Origin of the sequence: Chitinimonas sp. JJ19 (assembly GCF_036961565.1) — a bacterium.
Classification (GTDB): domain Bacteria; phylum Pseudomonadota; class Gammaproteobacteria; order Burkholderiales; family Chitinimonadaceae; genus Chitinimonas.
Genome location: NZ_JBAMDD010000005.1, coordinates 292252 through 306930 on the forward strand (window position 1 = coordinate 292252; position 14679 = coordinate 306930).

The window sequence follows — 14679 nt, forward strand, 5'->3', positions numbered from 1 at the left end:
TGTCAGTCGTTCCAGGTTCGGGCGTCAGCCATGGCGACCAGCACCTTGCGGGCACCGTCGTATGGGTCGCGGCCGTGCGAATACAGCATGTTGTCCAGCAGCATCAGATCGCCGCCCTGCCAGGCAAAGGACAGCTTTTCTTCCTCGTAGACGGTACGGATGGCCTCCAGCACCTCTTCTTCCAGTGGCTCACCGTCGCCGTAATAGGCATGCCGTGGCAGGCGCGCCTCGCCAAAGGTCTGCAGCAAGGCCTGGCGGTTTTCCTCGGTATGGTTGGAGACGTGGAACAGATGGGCCTGGTTGAACCAGACCTTGTCGCCGGTGTGTGGGTGCACGGCCACGCCAGGGCACACCTGCTCGGTGCGCAACTGGTCATCGTCCAGCCACTCATAGCGGATGCCATGGCGCTCGCAGTAGGCATTGACCTCTTCGCGGGTCTCGGCCTGGAATACCTCCTGCCAGGGCAGGCCCACGCTGCTGTAATGGCGCACATACTTGACACCCTTGCGCTCAAACTTTTCGCGTATCGCGGCCGGTATGCGCTGATACACCACACGGCTGTCCGCCACGGGCGTGGCCCCCCCCTGTTCGGCCGCAACCAGGCACAGGAATGCGATCTTCATTGGCCACTCGTGCGAATAGGCATTCTCGTTGTGCTGGGGAATGCTTTCTTCCTTGGGATACTCGGTCGAGGTGTAGACGTTTCCCCGCAGCTCGGTCCGGGGCGTGGAGCGGTTGCTGTAGGACAGCAGCTCACCACCGAAAAGACCGGATGCAATAGTGGCAAACTGGCCGCTGCTGATGACATTGAGTCCGCGCATCAGCACAACGCCTTCACGCTCCAGCCGCGTGTTGATGGACGTGCGGTGGTGGCTTATCCAGTCACCCAGTTTCTGGCCTTCCAGCGCCACGGGGTAGGTGATTTCCAGCAGCCGTTCGGGCGTGCAGTAGGGGGTTGTCTTCATCGCACTTTCCTCAGATTTCGATTTCAATCAAGTCTTCGCCAGCGTCCTGCGGGCGAGTAGTCAGCAGCAGTGCGTCGACCAGGGTGGCTAACGACCGGACAGAATGGTTTTCCATGAGCAGGCGGACCGGGATATGCACCCCCATCGCCAGTTGCAGTTCATTGGCCAGGCGGGTAACCAGCAGCGAGTTGCCACCAGCATCAAAGAAACGCTGCTCCACCGAGAGCTGCTGGCGCTGCAGCAGGCCGCTCATGATCCGGTGCAGGGTTTGTTCGCTAGGCGTCGCCGGCCCTTGCACGACCGGGACTGCCTGCTCGCCGATCCGCCGCAGCAAGGCCTGCCGGTCAGGCTTGCCATTGCCGAGCAAAGGCATCTCATCAAGCGCGACGATGACGCGAGGCAGCATGTAGTCGGGCAGGCTGCGGCGCAGCGCGGCCTGGGTAGTCGCCAGGTCAAACCGACCCGAGGCCACCACGAAGCTGGCCAGGGCATCCTGCCCGGCAGCATCCTTATGGAGCAGGGTCACCGCATGGCTGATGCCAGGCAGGCGTAACAGGCTGGTATCGATCTCTGCCAGCTCCACACGGAAGCCACGCAGCTTGATCTGGTCATCGAAGCGCCCACCGAATTCGACCCGGCCCTGGGCATCGAGGCGCACACGGTCGCCTGTGCGGTAGTGGGGTATCCACTGCCCGCCAGCGCTTTCAAGCTTTATGAAGACCTTATCGCTCAGGTCTGCTCGCTTGTTGTAGCCAAGGCTGACCGCTGGGCCGCCTATGACCAGCTCACCCCAGCAGCCGTGCGGCACATCCCGGCCGTCTACCTGTATGCGCAAGGCCTCGCCGGGCAGCGGCAAGCCCAGCGGCGCGACGTCTGGCAGGGCGTGCAGGTCGATCTCATGGGTGAGGCAGCCTATGGTGGCCTCGGTCGGGCCATAGTGATTGATCACGCGGCAGCCCCGCTGGTGGCAGGTAGCCGCGATGGCTTGCAGCAGCTCGCGCCGCAGCACTTCACCGCCCAATATCAGGAAACGCTGGGGCACAGGCGCCGGATACAGCGTGTCATCACACAAGGCAGCAAAATGCCCCGGCGTGATTTTCATAACGTCGATGCCCTGCTGCTGCACATAGCGGCTCACGGCAGCACCATCGAGCATCAGTGCGCTACCCATGAGATGCAGGCAGGCTCCGTGCCAAAGACCCAGGTACAAGGTGGTATTGCCCAGGTCGGTATGGAAAGCCGAATTGACGGCATAGTGGCTACAGGCCTCGAAACCGTAGCGTTCAGTCATGGCTGCCACGTAGTGGGCCAGGTTGGCTCGGCTGACCCGCACGCCCTTAGGCATGCCGCTGGAGCCCGAGGTGTAGATCAGATAGGCCTCGGCATCAGGGGCAATGCCGCCATCCGGCAGTACCGTGCCTTGGTAGTCCGACAACCAGTCGGCATCGGCGACACCATCGAGCAGCACCACATCCATCGCACCCACCGCCATGTGGGACAGTGTCTCGGCATACCCCAGCAACACCGTTGCGTCGGCATCGGCCAGGACAAAATCCAGGCGCGCTGCCGGCAGCTTGGCGTCCACCGGCACATAGGCAGCACCCAAGGCCTGAGCCGCCAGCATGGCGACCAGGCCACCTACCGTACGGTCGGCACACACCGCCACACGGCTGCCTTGCACCACGCCACACTCGGCCAGCAGGCCGCCGAGGCGGCGGACCTTGTCGGCTAGCTGGGCATAGGTCAGCTGCAGATCACCATCGCGGACGGCAGCAGCGCCGGGCGTCAGGCTGGCGTGGTGGAAAACCCGGTCGGCGATACAGGTGCCGGTCTCGTAGGGATGGGCCATGGCCACTGTTGGCAGCGCCGCAGCCAGGCCCAGTTGGGCAGGTATCTGGCAAACCGCTTGCTGCAGCAACTCAGGCAGGCGTTGCAGGAGTTGCAGGTAGCCATCCAGCATGCGCTGCATGCTCGCCTCGGAGAACAGCGATTCAGCGTAGAGCCACTCGATCTCCAGGCCCCGTGCGCCTGGCGCCGCCGATACCATGAGATCGAATTTGGTGTTGGCCTCGTCTGCGTGCAGCATCTGTACGGCCAGGCCATCCAGCGCCAACTCGCCTGCCACCTGGGCATGCAGCACAAACCACAGCTGGAACAGGGGATTGAAGCTACGTGACTGGGCCGGCGCCAGGGCGTCGAGCACATGTGAGAACGGCACCTGGTGATGGCCGAGATGCTCAGTCCACTGCGCCGCATTGCGGCTCGCCACCGTCAACAGGGTGTCTTGCGGCTGGTAGCGGGTACGTACCAGCTGCGTGTTGATGAAGCACCCGATATTGGGATACAGCTCGGTATGAAACCGTCCGCTGACCGGGGTGCCTACCAGCACATCGCGCTGCTGGCTGTATTCCCCCACGATCACGGCAAACGCAGCTTGCAGCAGGCAAAAGAGCGATATCTGCTGCGTCGCTGCCAATTGTTGCACCGCAGCCGTGCTGATCGGGTCCAGTTGCCCGCGCAACACCCGGCCCTGGTGGCTGGCCTTTTCAGGCCGCGCCTTATCCAGGGGCAGCTCATGCAGCACCGGTACGCCTTCTAGCTGACCACGCCAATACTGGGCAGCCTGCTCGAACGCTGTGCTGCCTTCCTGGGCCAACTGATGGAGGGCGTAATCCTGGTAGCTCGACTGCAGCGGTGCAAGCTCAGCGGGCTCACCGCCCTTGCATTCCCGGTACAGGGCAGCCAGCTCGGCCAACAGATTGCTCAGTGACCAGCCATCCACAGCCATATGATGCAGGGTCACCAGCAATACATGCTCGTCCTGCCCCAGCGCCAGCACGCGGGCGCGGATGGGGAGATCCCGTTCCAGGTCGAACGAACGCAGCCGCTCATCCTGCTGTGCAGCTGCTACCACCGACGCACGCTCCGATGTCGGCATAGCGGCCAGGTCTTGCCAGCCCAGGTCGAAGTCCTGCGCATCGCGCGGGCACAACACTGCCGACTGATCCCGACGTACGACACGGCAAGACAAGGGCTGATGCCGTGCAATGATGCGCCGCAAGGCTTCGGTCAGCGCCGCCCGGTTCAAGGGGCCACTCAAGCGGTATGCGCCGGGTACGTTGTACTCATGGCTACCGCCATTCAGCAGATGACTCAGCCACATCTGCCGCTGCACGAACGACATGGGCACCTCATCCAGCGGCGCACTACGCGGTATTGGGGGTGTGCTGTCCGTAAGCCGCGCCCGGCATGCATCCACCCGCTCGGCCTGCAGCCGAATGGTGGGCAACTTCAGGACGTCGACCAAGGTCAGCCGGATGCCATAGAACTCGTTCAGGTCGGCCAGGATGCGCATGGCCGCCAGAGAGTGCCCTCCCTGCTCGAAGAAGTTGTCATCGAGTGACGGTGTCGTACCAGGCAGCGCCTTCGTCCAGCACTGCCAGACTCGCTGCTCGGTCTCATTGGCCGCACCGTGCGCAGCGGTATCGTGCTGGACCAGGGGCAGGCCCATGCTGCGCAGGCACCCTCGGTCTATCTTACCGTTGGGGTTGAGGGGCAGTTGGTCGATCAGCGCAATATGGGCCGGTACCATGTAATCTGGCAGGCTGCTGCGCAGATGGCTGGCCAGTGCCGCTGGCAGGCTATCGGCCTCGGCATCAGCACGGGGCCGTACATGGGCACACAAGCACTTATCTGCCGCCATGCTGCCCACCACCACCACCGCCGCTTCCAGCACATCGGGATGTTGACGCAGGCAGTTCTCTATCTCGTCGATCTCGATACGGAAGCCGCGTATCTTTACCTGCTGGTCTAGCCGGCCCAGGTAATCCAGCTGGCCGTCTTGCCGCCAGCGTACCTGGTCGCCAGTCTTGTAGAGACGCCCCGGCATGTTGGGGGCCGGATCGGCGATGAAACGCGCGCGTGTCAGTTCGTCCTGGTTCAGATACCCCAGGGCGACGCCAGCGCCACCCACCCACAGCTCGCCAGGCTCGCCCAGGGGCAGCAGGCGTCCGTGGGTATCCACGACATAGCAGGTCGAGCCATTGACAGGCTTGCCTATAGGAATGGGCTGACTGGGGTCGCCATGCGCGGTCACCACGGCACAGGCGCTGAATATCCCGTTTTCGGTGGGGCCATAGCCATTGATGAAGACGATATCCGGCTTCATGGCTTGCAGCTTGCAGACGGCGGCAGGCGGTACCACATCGCCACCCGCCAGCACAAAGCGCAAGCTGGGGGGGACTGCCTTGAGCTTGCCCACCCAGGTATCGAACAAACCTGCGGTCAGCCACAGGGTGTTGACGCCGTTGGCTTCAATCTGCCGGGTCAGTTCATCCAGGTCCAGCACGCTGCTGTTCCGCAGCACCAAGGTGCCGCCATTGAGCAGTGGGGTCCAGATTTCAAAAGCCGCAACATCAAAGGCGATATTGGCCGCCTGCAGCGTGACGGTTGCCGGTCCCAACGCCAGGAAGTCAGGGCCATCCACCAAACGCATGATGGCCGACTGCGGAATGATGACCCCCTTGGGGAGGCCCGTCGAACCCGAGGTATAGAGTATGGAAGCTGGCAGGGTCGCGATGCCCTGGCCCTGGGTCGGTAGCGTTGCCGGTAGCGGAGCCGAGCCATCAGTCAGCGCCAGGGTCGCGATGAAATCCGGGTCGTCCAGGTTCACACAAGGCACGCCCAGCATCATCGCCTTGGCTTGCCCCGTCGTATCGGTCAGCAAGCGTGCTGGCTGGGCGTCTGCCAGGATATGCGTCAACCGCTGCACCGGGCAGGCTGGATCCAGCGGTACACAGGGGCGACGCAGCATGGCAATCGCCAGCAAGGCCACTATCGCAGCGGGTGCCGGCTGCAGGTGTATGGCCAGCGGTGCGGTGTCATCGGCCGTATTCTCACGCAGCCAGTTGGCCAGGCGTCGTGCCTGCAGCTGCAACACCGCATACCGAATCTCACCAGTATCAGACCGTAGTGCCACCGCCTCGGGGTAGCGCTCACACATGGCGTCGAAGCGGGTTGCGATGTCCACGCCGCCAGGAGGGAAGGCCTTGCCTTGACCCCAGTCTTGCACCAGCAGCGCCTCTGCCGGCGGGACCAAGGCGACCTTGTCCAGCACCAACGACGGGTCACGCTCATACTGCTCGGCGATATACATCAGCCTATCCAGTAGCAGCGCCGCCTCCATCGGTGTGAAGTACGCCTCGTTGACATCCACCTGCAGCTGCATGGCCTGGTGGCTGCCAAAATCACAGACATTGAACGAGAAGGGAATCTGCGCCCACCGATTCGCCAGATAATGCGTTTCAGTCTGCAGATAGGTCTCGTCGGTCTGGTAGTCCAGCTTGAGATAGTTGAATTGCAGATCGAACATCCGGGCTGGTCGCCCACCCACGGCGCGAGCCCCCTGCATCCGCTCAGCCATGGAGACATCCTGGCTGCGCACGCAGTGCGTCATTGCCTGCTTGGTCATCGCCATCAAGGCACCTATGCCGGCATGCTGCGGCCGCGACATCGTGCAGGGCACTACGTTGACGTAACTGCCGACGATGGCTTTCTCCTGCCCCCGGCGATTGTGGGTAGGTAAGCCTATGACCAGGCAGTCCTGCTGCTTCAATACCGAGAAATAAGAGAACACCAGCGACAGCAAGAAATGGTGCAGCTGGAATCCATGGGCCTGGGCCAGTGCCGTCCATGCCTGGACCTGCTGTCCACTGAGATCGCGTACCACCCGCACGCTGGGCTGCGGCGTGGCTACCAGCGCCCTGGGGGACAACAGCGGCATAGCCGGGTTGCCTGCCTGGGCGGCTGGGCTGGCAGCAGCAGGCCGATTCTCATGGCGCTGACGCCGTGTCGCTATGCTTTGCAGAAAGCCGGTATCCGGTACGGCAGCTGCGGTGCCACGGCCAGTCTGAGCCAGATAGCCCGCCACCAGCCGCCGCACCCATAGCCCAAAGCCCCAGCCATCGATAACCAGATGGTGTGCCACCGCGCAGTACCAGTATTCATGCTGCCCTACCTTGACCAGGGCAGAACGGTGCGGCGCCTCGCTATCCAGCTGGAACCGGTACTCGAACAAGCCATCCAGCCATTCCCTGGCAGCCTGGGCTGGCACCTCGGCCTGCGTGAAATCATGCAATGCCAGCACATGCGCCTGCTGTTGCAGATACTGCTGCGGCACGCCGGACTCAATACAGAAACGGATCTGAAAGGCATCGTGGCCCGCCACTGCGTGCTGGAAAGCACGGCAGAACGCCTCTTCATCCACTGCCTCACGCAACACCACATAGCCGCCGATGTTGTAGAGCGGCACATGTGGATTGATGGCCTGGTCCAGAAAGATATCTAGCTGCGCCGGTGACAGATCTACGCAGGAATTAGACTGGTTCATATGCATTGCTACCCATGATTGGCACAGCTTGACCCCAGGCGGATTGCGCAATCGCGGGCAACAGGCCCCCGATGCGCCCGCATTGCGGGGCATAAACACACGGAAACGGTATCGGTGGATGGCGAGGGAAAGCTCGCCATCCCTAGGTTCGACCTACGTGGCGCAGGCTATGGCGCAGGCTGCTCCGCGCGCTTGGGCTCCAGCCGCAAGTGGTAGCGTGCCTGGCCAGCCAGTAGCGGCAGAGGCTTACCTTGCTGCCACTCCTGATGACCACTACGGAAATAGGGCGAGAGCGGATTCGCCGACTGGCCGGCCGGCATCGTCAGAAACCCGTCCTGTTCATGGCCGGGCGATACCACCAGGCGCATTGCAGGGCCAAACGACTGGGATTGCGCCAGCACGGTATTGCTATCGCCATTCATCTCCACGCTGGGCATGTCGAGGAAGCGGCCAAGCAAGGGCAGGCTATTGCTCATGGGATGCTTGATCTCCGACCGGTTTGCATCACCCCAGCGCGCCTTGGACAAGTCACCACCGTAGCGTGCTTTGTAAGGCTGGTAGACCTTTTCCAGCAGTACCTGGCGGTAGTAATCGCCCCAACTGGCTACCCCGGTGGGCACCAGTGCCGCAGGCTGTTGCGACACCACACGCCAGAGCGGTGTTTCCCAATTGGGTACCAACTCATACCAGCGCAGCTCAGGTTCCCGCTTCAGCAAATCCTGCAGCAAGGCAGGCATCACCCCATCGGCCAGCTCATCACGGAAGCGGCGGACCACCCGGTAAGCGGCAGAATCCACACTGGCGTGACCATTCCACTGCCCCAGCACCTTGGCCAGTTCATGCTTCTCAGGCGTATCCGGCATATCGGCCACCACCTTGCTGACGAGGCCATGCCAGCGCTTCATCAGGGGCGCCGTATCATCGAGCTGCAAGGCGTGCATATCCTGCTCGCGCAGCTTGCCACTGGATGCCAAGCGCTCATGGATGCGCATGGCCCGCACGCCCAGCGCAAATTGCGAGCCCTCACCAATCTTCTTCAGATCATCGCCATCAACCACGCGGTTGTTGGCTGTCCACAAGTAATCACGATCACTGCTGGAGCGCACGGGGTACTCGTCCGCCGCCAGCCAGCCAGACCATCCCGTGCCAGCACCCCAGCCTTGCGGCAGCGTTCCGGCCAGACCAACACGACGCGGTATGCGGCCTGCGATGGTCCAAGCGGCATTGCCCTGGGCATCGGCCAGCACGAGGTTCATATGCGGCATGCCTGCCACTGCGGCAATCTGCCTGGCCCCTGCGATGGACTGCTCGCGTATCAGCGGAAACAGGCTCAGGTTGTTGCCTTCCGCGTAGTGCGCCACCCAGCTCAATGCATAAGCCGCCTGCTCGTCCTCCGCGACTATCGGCCCCCAGCGTGTTTCGCGTACCTCCAGAATGACATCGGCACCACCTTTGACTGCGATGGTCTCGCGCATCACCTTGCTTGCCCCCGCCAGCGCCGACTTCTCCACGCGGACCAGATCACTCCAATCGCCGTTGGCATTGGTCAGACCCCAGGCGATGCTGCCATTGCTACCTGCCACCAGCATGGGCAGGCCGGGTACGCTGACCCCGACGGCGGGCGCCAGCCGGTCTGCGCTGGCGATATTGATGCGGTAGAAGGTATTGGGTTGCTGCAAAGGCAGGTGCATGTCGTTGGCCAGCAGTGCACGCCCATCTACGCTCTTGCGGCCCGATACCACCCAGTTGTTGCTGCCGACGATGTTCTCGGTCATGCGCCGACGCCCATCGGTCTCCGTCACCCAGCCGTCGTGCACCGCATCTGTGGCGGCAACCGCCAGGGGCTGCCTGAGCAGCTTGGGCAACGCCATGCTGATGCGCGCTTCTGGCGCATCAGCTGCCGTCATGGGGGTATCCCACTCTGTACGGTTGGCCAGGATGAAATCGGCGAATTCCGCATCGTACTGGCGCACCAGCTTCTGCCTCGCCATCTCGGGGTGGGTGCCACCGTCTTCCTGCAGCAGCATGTACATCGCCATGTTCACCAGCAGCGTATCCTCTTCACGCCAGGGCTGCGGAGAGGTAAACAGCATCGCATACTCGAAAGGGGCGGCCTTCAGTTGCCTGAGCCCCTCATTCACCCCCGCCACATAGTTGCGCAACACCACCCGCTGGTCTGCCGGCAGCAGGGTCACGAATGATTGCGCCCGGGCACGGAAGCGATGCAGACGTGCACGCTTGTCGCCTTCCACGGCACGGCTGCCGTAGAGCGCGGCCAGTTCGCCAGCTGCCTTACGACGCATCAGATCCATCTGAAAGTAGCGTTCCTGTGCGTGCAGAAAGCCGATGGCGTAGGCGGCATCATGCATGTCGGCAGCCTTGATCACAGGCGTACCTCTCTCATCACGCTCTATCGACACCGCCTGCCGCACCCCGGCGACTTGCACCGTGCCGTCCAGCCGCGGCTTGCTGCGCACCACCGCCACATAAAGCAAACCCAGCACCGTCACCAGTGCAACCAGGCAGACACCGCCTGCTATGGCCAAATACTTGGAAAACCGCTTCAAAATATCCCCCTGCTCTATTCAGATGGGAACCGTCAGGCCCCGAGAATGCATTACCCACACCACCCACATCAGGATCAGGTGATCAGCCCCCGACCGGCATCCACCTGCCTGGTAGGCGTGATGCCCAAGGCAGATAGGGTCTGCTCATCGATTTCTATCCAGAACGCCAGAACAGGTTTGCCATCGATCAACTGTGGTGCTGAGACACGATGGACATTCACCCCCATGCGGCGAAGCAGACGCTCATTGCCCACGGCGGAGAAGGCGATCAAGCGCTCAGCGCCCTGCTCGGAGGCCACCCGCACGATGTCGGCCATCAGTGCGCAGGTATTGCGCCAGGCCTGTTCTCCGGTCAGCCGCATGCCTTCTGGCGTGCTGATGGCAAAGCGCGACAACTCCCAGATCTGCGCCGAGCGGGGCAGCGGAATATCACCCATCAAGCCCGGGAAGACCTCACCCAGCAGATAGGGGCCGCTGGTGGGCAGAAGCCGACCACAGCCACACACCCGGCCCTGGTCATCGTGTGCCACCACGTAGAGCGTGTCGGCGCGATCGAACGCATCACGCTCCAGCCCGTCTTCCGTCTGCAGGGGCCAACCCAGCTCACGTATGAACACTCGATGGCGATACTGCGCCAGCGAAACCTCCATGCCTCCCCGCAGCTGCTCACGGGTGCCAGAAACCATCTGTAACATCGCGCGACCCACTCTTTTTGTTTATTGGATGGAGCGCATTTAACGAGTTAGCTAGGAATTGCAGTAGCTGCCCGTTTGGGCAGGCAGCACCGCCGGGCTATGAACACAGCATAATGTCAATTGAATAACTCATCACACGCCATTGTTTTTATTATAAAAACCCAACTGAATAACTCCCCAATTGCCGTCCAGGCCACCACAAGCAATACGCTCATCTCGCCAAGCACATGGACCGACGCCGCAACAAAACAGGGTTCATGCACATAGGGCAGGCGTTCAACATACAAATACCCTTGCAGGGTAATTAACCTTGCCAATAACCCTTTAAGGGTATTTCTGCTTGCATCCAGTGCGTGCAGCTTACGACAAACCGACAAAATATTACTTGCATATCAACAACTTAAAAAACAAAAGCCCCTTTTCCAATAACATGGGAAAGGGGCTTTTACAGGGAAGCAAGTAAGCCGCAGGTGCTACATCAGCAATTACTGTTTAATAGTGCAGGCCGGTATGGCCTCCAATGCAAACAACACCTGCCAATCATATTCATTGATCCAGGACTCCAGTAACCGACCCGTTTGAATCGCACCTAAGTCATAGCCTGCTTCGCAACGCAGCATGACATTGCTGCTAATACCGCCGGGTGCCAGCATGATTCCACCAGAAGGGTCGTACAAATACCACGCCCAACCTAAACTAATGCAAGGTTTACGTGCATCTGAAACATATTCACAGTACCCTGCATCAGTTGCCTGAACCCCTTGCTGCAGCAATTCTGAAAGCAAGTCCATATCCGACCAAGCCATGTTGAGATGAATGCGTACACAGCGGAGCTCTGTATATGTCAGCCGTATCAATCCGTCAGGTGCTAGCGTGTGCATACACGCCTCTCCCTGCTTGCTCGGAACGGCGTCCCCCACCATCCTGGGTCTATCCCTAAAGCGCTAGGTTTCATGCCCTTCTCATTTAATTTCATGTGCCTAAAAGTGACCCGTCGCCGCATCCTACCCACTTCGATCTCTCGCTGACACTGTCCGTTCGGGCATGCTGACAACCTCGGAATAAACCGCTATGGCCAACTGGCGCGAAACGTACCTGGAGCTGTTTTCATCTGCCGAAACCGATACCGTCCTGTTCGAGCGGCTCGCTCAGAGCGTCGTCGAACTAGGCTTCGAGCATTGCTCCTTTGGTTTGCGCATTCCCCTGCCTGTCAGCGCCCCTAGCTTCTCCCTGCTTTCCAATTACCCCGATAGATGGGTGCAGCATTACGTTGCCAATGACTACTTCGTTCAAGATCCGACCGTCAAACACGGTCTGACGGAGTCCATGCCGCTGCAGTGGTCGGCCACGACCCAGCAGGACCACCATGAATTCTGGGAAGAAGCACAGCAGCACGGCCTGAGCCATGGGTGGTGCATGCCCTGCCATGGCAAGTACGGCCTTACCGGCATGTTGTCCTTGGTGCGCTCCGGGGAGGCACTGGAGGAATCCGAGCTCAACGCCAAGGAACTGCAGATGGCCTGGCTCTCCAAGCTGGTACATGGCGCCATGACCCAGTTGATCGCCCCCAAGCTGATGCCGGAATGCGATATCGAACTGACTGCGCGCGAACGGGAAATCCTGCGTTGGACCGCCACCGGCAAGACTTATCTCGAAACGGGCATGATTCTGGGTATTGACGACCGGACAGTCAAATTCCACCTGGTCAACACCATGCGCAAACTCAACGCTGCCAACAAAACCGAGGCGGCGATCAAGGCCTCAATGTTGGGCATGTTGTTCTGACACCCCGGCAGCCGCGTTCAGCTGCGAATACCTAAGGCAAACAGCTGGCCGACAATGACGCGCTATCACCCAGCCTCTTTTGCATGAACACACTGAGCGGATGCTCGGGGTAGTCACCGAACGCACCACATACCTGAAAGCCGTGCTTTTGGTAAAAGGCCAGTGCGGCGGTTTGATACGGCCCGGTCTCAAGTTGCAACAGGCGGCAACCACGCCGATATGATTCCGCTTCGAGTTTCGCCAGCACCTTGGCTGCCGCGCCTTGCGAGCGGTAGGCTGGGCGCACAAACATGCGCTTGAGCTCGCCCGCCTCAGGCTGCAGGACGACGGCACCACAAGCAACAGCCATACCCTCCTCGTCCCTGGCAACGACGAACATGACGTTCTCTTGTTGCAGTGCCGAGAGGTCCAGCGCGTAACGTGCTTCGGCTGGATACAAGGTATCCTGATACGCATCCAGCTCCGCAATAAGCGACACGACTTCGGGCTGGTTGGGCAGTTCTAGTTCTATACGCATGGGGAATGAAGAGACCTTAAAGCGATTGAACGGACATCTGGGCCCGCTGAGGAATTGATATTACGGGCCGCCATTGCCGTACTTCAAACCCGTCGCTACCGATTGCCAAGCAGCCACGGCCAACCTTCATGGTGATACTAAATTTGCGCCACGCAAGCTAGGCATGAACAAAATCCGCCCAGCGCCAACCTGGCGCTGGCACCTGTTCATTCCCGCACCCAGGCGTGACTTGCCTTCCTCACAGGCTTTCTGCCGAATCGGGGGAAATCACCTCCCAGGTCCCGAACTGGCTCAACCCCGCTGCCTTGGCCAAGGCGGCGGATATGTGGTTGTCCACCTGGCAGCGGTATTGCGGCTGGTAACCCAGACCACAGGCATGGCGGCTGATCGCACGCACTACACGGCTGGCGTGGCCCTTGCCCCGGCTTGATGCCAGCGTGAGCACGCCCATATCGCCCAGCTTCTGGCCTTCCCAGGGGTACATGCTGGCGGCACAGACCAGGCGCTCGCCCTCGAAGGCGCCAAATACCAAGCAGTGATCCAGTTCGACATAGGCATCGTCCAGATCCTGCTCAGAGGCCGCCGCCTGGAACTCGGCAAACACCGCCTCATCGGCCGCAGTCAGCTGGCGTAGGGTGGGTACCGATGCCTCTTCCAGCAGCACACGCTTTGCGGCTTCGGAGAAATAGAAAACATAGTCGGCACCGTGCAGGGCAAGCTGCCCATCGTGCAGCTTTTGCCGCAGTACCTGTTCGGTCAGCCCCTGGCCGCTGCCCAGGCACAGCTTGTCCGCCAGTGCGGGCGTCATGACGGCGTGCGTGTGGCCATCCGCAGTCGCCAGCAACATTAGCCGCCTGTCCTCACTGAGTGCCGGGTTGACGGCAAGCGTCAATTTGTCTGCACGGCACCGTATTTCGCCGGCAAGGAAAGCGGCCTGCCAAAAATTTTCAATCTCATTAGAAAACAAAGACATCAATCACATCGCTTTACCGTCATGGCATGCCGCACGGCCTGCCTCGCAGGCCTACAGCACACAAATTTTTGCATGCTACCGAGCCCAAGGCATGGCCATAGCAGCAGCCCAGAGCCCTCCCAGCAAACCCACGAAGGATGGCCAGGCAGGCGCCAGACATCTGCTATGGCCTAGCCAGCTAGGGCTCGGCTACCCAAGCCTAGTGGTGATGACCATGCTCACCATGGACATGCTGGTGTTCGATTTCCTCTGCCGTCGCAGCACGTACATCGATCACCTTGAGGATGAAGCGCATGGCCTTGCCGCACAGCGGGTGGTTGCCATCGAGCAGCACGGTTGGCCCCTTGATCTTGGTAACAAAGTAATAGCGCGGCTCGCCATCCGGCCCCCGGCGCTGTATCTGGCCACCCACCTTGACCCCTGGAGGGAACTCGGCCTTGGGCATGGTCGTCACCAGCGCTTCATCGCGCTCGCCAAAGGCATCTTCGGTAGCCAGTTCAACCGTGGTCTGGTAACCCGGCTCCTGCCCTTCCAGCGCAGCCTCGATCTTGGGGAAGAGGTTGTCGTAGCCACCGTGCAGGTAGGCCGTCGGCTGTTTGCCCTCGTCGAACACAAAGCCTTGGGTGTCTGTCACCTTCATCAGCAGGGTGACGGCAGTATTCTTTTCAATCTTCATGGGGAGAACTTCTTGCGTAGGTAAAAGGTTTGCTGTTTGCTAGGGCAGCAGCAACTGGCTGATGCGGCACCGCCTGGCGAGGCATGGCCTGCATCCGATGCCATATTGTTCCT

9 protein-coding genes are annotated in these 14679 nt (G+C 60.9%); 1 reads left to right on the forward strand and 8 read right to left on the reverse strand.

Features of this window, described 5'->3' with window-relative positions:
* Positions 1-2 precede the first annotated feature (2 nt).
* The 5 genes from V7714_RS08710 to V7714_RS08730 all read right to left on the reverse strand — a co-directional run bounded on the left by V7714_RS08710 (position 3) and on the right by V7714_RS08730 (position 11496).
* Complete coding sequence (locus V7714_RS08710; protein ID WP_335709367.1) at positions 3-965, reverse strand: TauD/TfdA family dioxygenase; 963 nt, start codon at positions 963-965, stop codon at positions 3-5.
* A 10-nt stretch (positions 966-975) separates the two neighbouring features.
* Positions 976-7353 (reverse strand): amino acid adenylation domain-containing protein, encoded by a 6378-nt coding sequence (locus V7714_RS08715; RefSeq protein ID WP_335709368.1) that lies wholly within the window; start codon positions 7351-7353, stop codon positions 976-978.
* 167 nt (positions 7354-7520) lie between these two features.
* Entirely contained in the window at positions 7521-9920 is a 2400-nt protein-coding gene (locus tag V7714_RS08720) for a penicillin acylase family protein (RefSeq protein ID WP_335709369.1), read from the reverse strand.
* Between the two features lie 74 nt (positions 9921-9994).
* Positions 9995-10606, reverse strand: coding sequence for an acyl-homoserine-lactone synthase (locus tag V7714_RS08725; protein ID WP_335709370.1), 612 nt, complete (start codon positions 10604-10606; stop codon positions 9995-9997).
* Between the two features lie 494 nt (positions 10607-11100).
* The gene (locus V7714_RS08730; RefSeq protein ID WP_335709371.1) at positions 11101-11496 is read right to left on the reverse strand and encodes a DUF4902 domain-containing protein; all 396 of its coding nucleotides are present in this window, start codon (positions 11494-11496) and stop codon (positions 11101-11103) included.
* 190 nt (positions 11497-11686) lie between these two features.
* Here V7714_RS08730 and V7714_RS08735 point away from each other — a divergent pair, with 190 nt between their 5' ends.
* The gene (locus V7714_RS08735) at positions 11687-12400 is read left to right on the forward strand and encodes a LuxR family transcriptional regulator (protein WP_335709372.1); all 714 of its coding nucleotides are present in this window, start codon (positions 11687-11689) and stop codon (positions 12398-12400) included.
* 31 nt (positions 12401-12431) lie between these two features.
* Here V7714_RS08735 and V7714_RS08740 read toward each other — a convergent pair whose 3' ends face one another.
* From V7714_RS08740 to V7714_RS08750, 3 genes are all read right to left on the reverse strand, one after another.
* Positions 12432-12917 carry a GNAT family N-acetyltransferase gene (locus V7714_RS08740; RefSeq protein ID WP_335709373.1) on the reverse strand — a complete coding sequence of 162 codons (486 nt, stop codon included), beginning with the start codon at positions 12915-12917 and terminating at the stop codon, positions 12432-12434.
* Positions 12918-13155: 238 nt separating this feature from the next.
* Positions 13156-13809 carry a GNAT family N-acetyltransferase gene (locus V7714_RS08745; RefSeq protein ID WP_335709374.1) on the reverse strand — a complete coding sequence of 218 codons (654 nt, stop codon included), beginning with the start codon at positions 13807-13809 and terminating at the stop codon, positions 13156-13158.
* A gap of 280 nt (positions 13810-14089) precedes the next feature.
* A complete protein-coding gene (locus V7714_RS08750) occupies positions 14090-14566 on the reverse strand; it encodes an FKBP-type peptidyl-prolyl cis-trans isomerase (RefSeq protein ID WP_335709375.1) in 477 nt (158 codons plus the stop codon).
* Between the last annotated feature and the right edge of the window lie 113 nt (positions 14567-14679).

Coding starts and splice junctions, on each gene's coding strand:
- V7714_RS08710 (WP_335709367.1), bottom strand. CDS start 965: ATGAAGACAACCCCCTACTGCACGCCCGAACGGCTGCTGGAAATCACC.
- V7714_RS08715 (WP_335709368.1), bottom strand. CDS start 7,353: ATGAACCAGTCTAATTCCTGCGTAGATCTGTCACCGGCGCAGCTAGAT.
- V7714_RS08725 (WP_335709370.1), bottom strand. CDS start 10,606: ATGGTTTCTGGCACCCGTGAGCAGCTGCGGGGAGGCATGGAGGTTTCG.
- V7714_RS08730 (WP_335709371.1), bottom strand. CDS start 11,496: ATGCACACGCTAGCACCTGACGGATTGATACGGCTGACATATACAGAG.
- V7714_RS08735 (WP_335709372.1), top strand. CDS start 11,687: ATGGCCAACTGGCGCGAAACGTACCTGGAGCTGTTTTCATCTGCCGAA.
- V7714_RS08740 (WP_335709373.1), bottom strand. CDS start 12,917: ATGCGTATAGAACTAGAACTGCCCAACCAGCCCGAAGTCGTGTCGCTT.
- V7714_RS08750 (WP_335709375.1), bottom strand. CDS start 14,566: ATGAAGATTGAAAAGAATACTGCCGTCACCCTGCTGATGAAGGTGACA.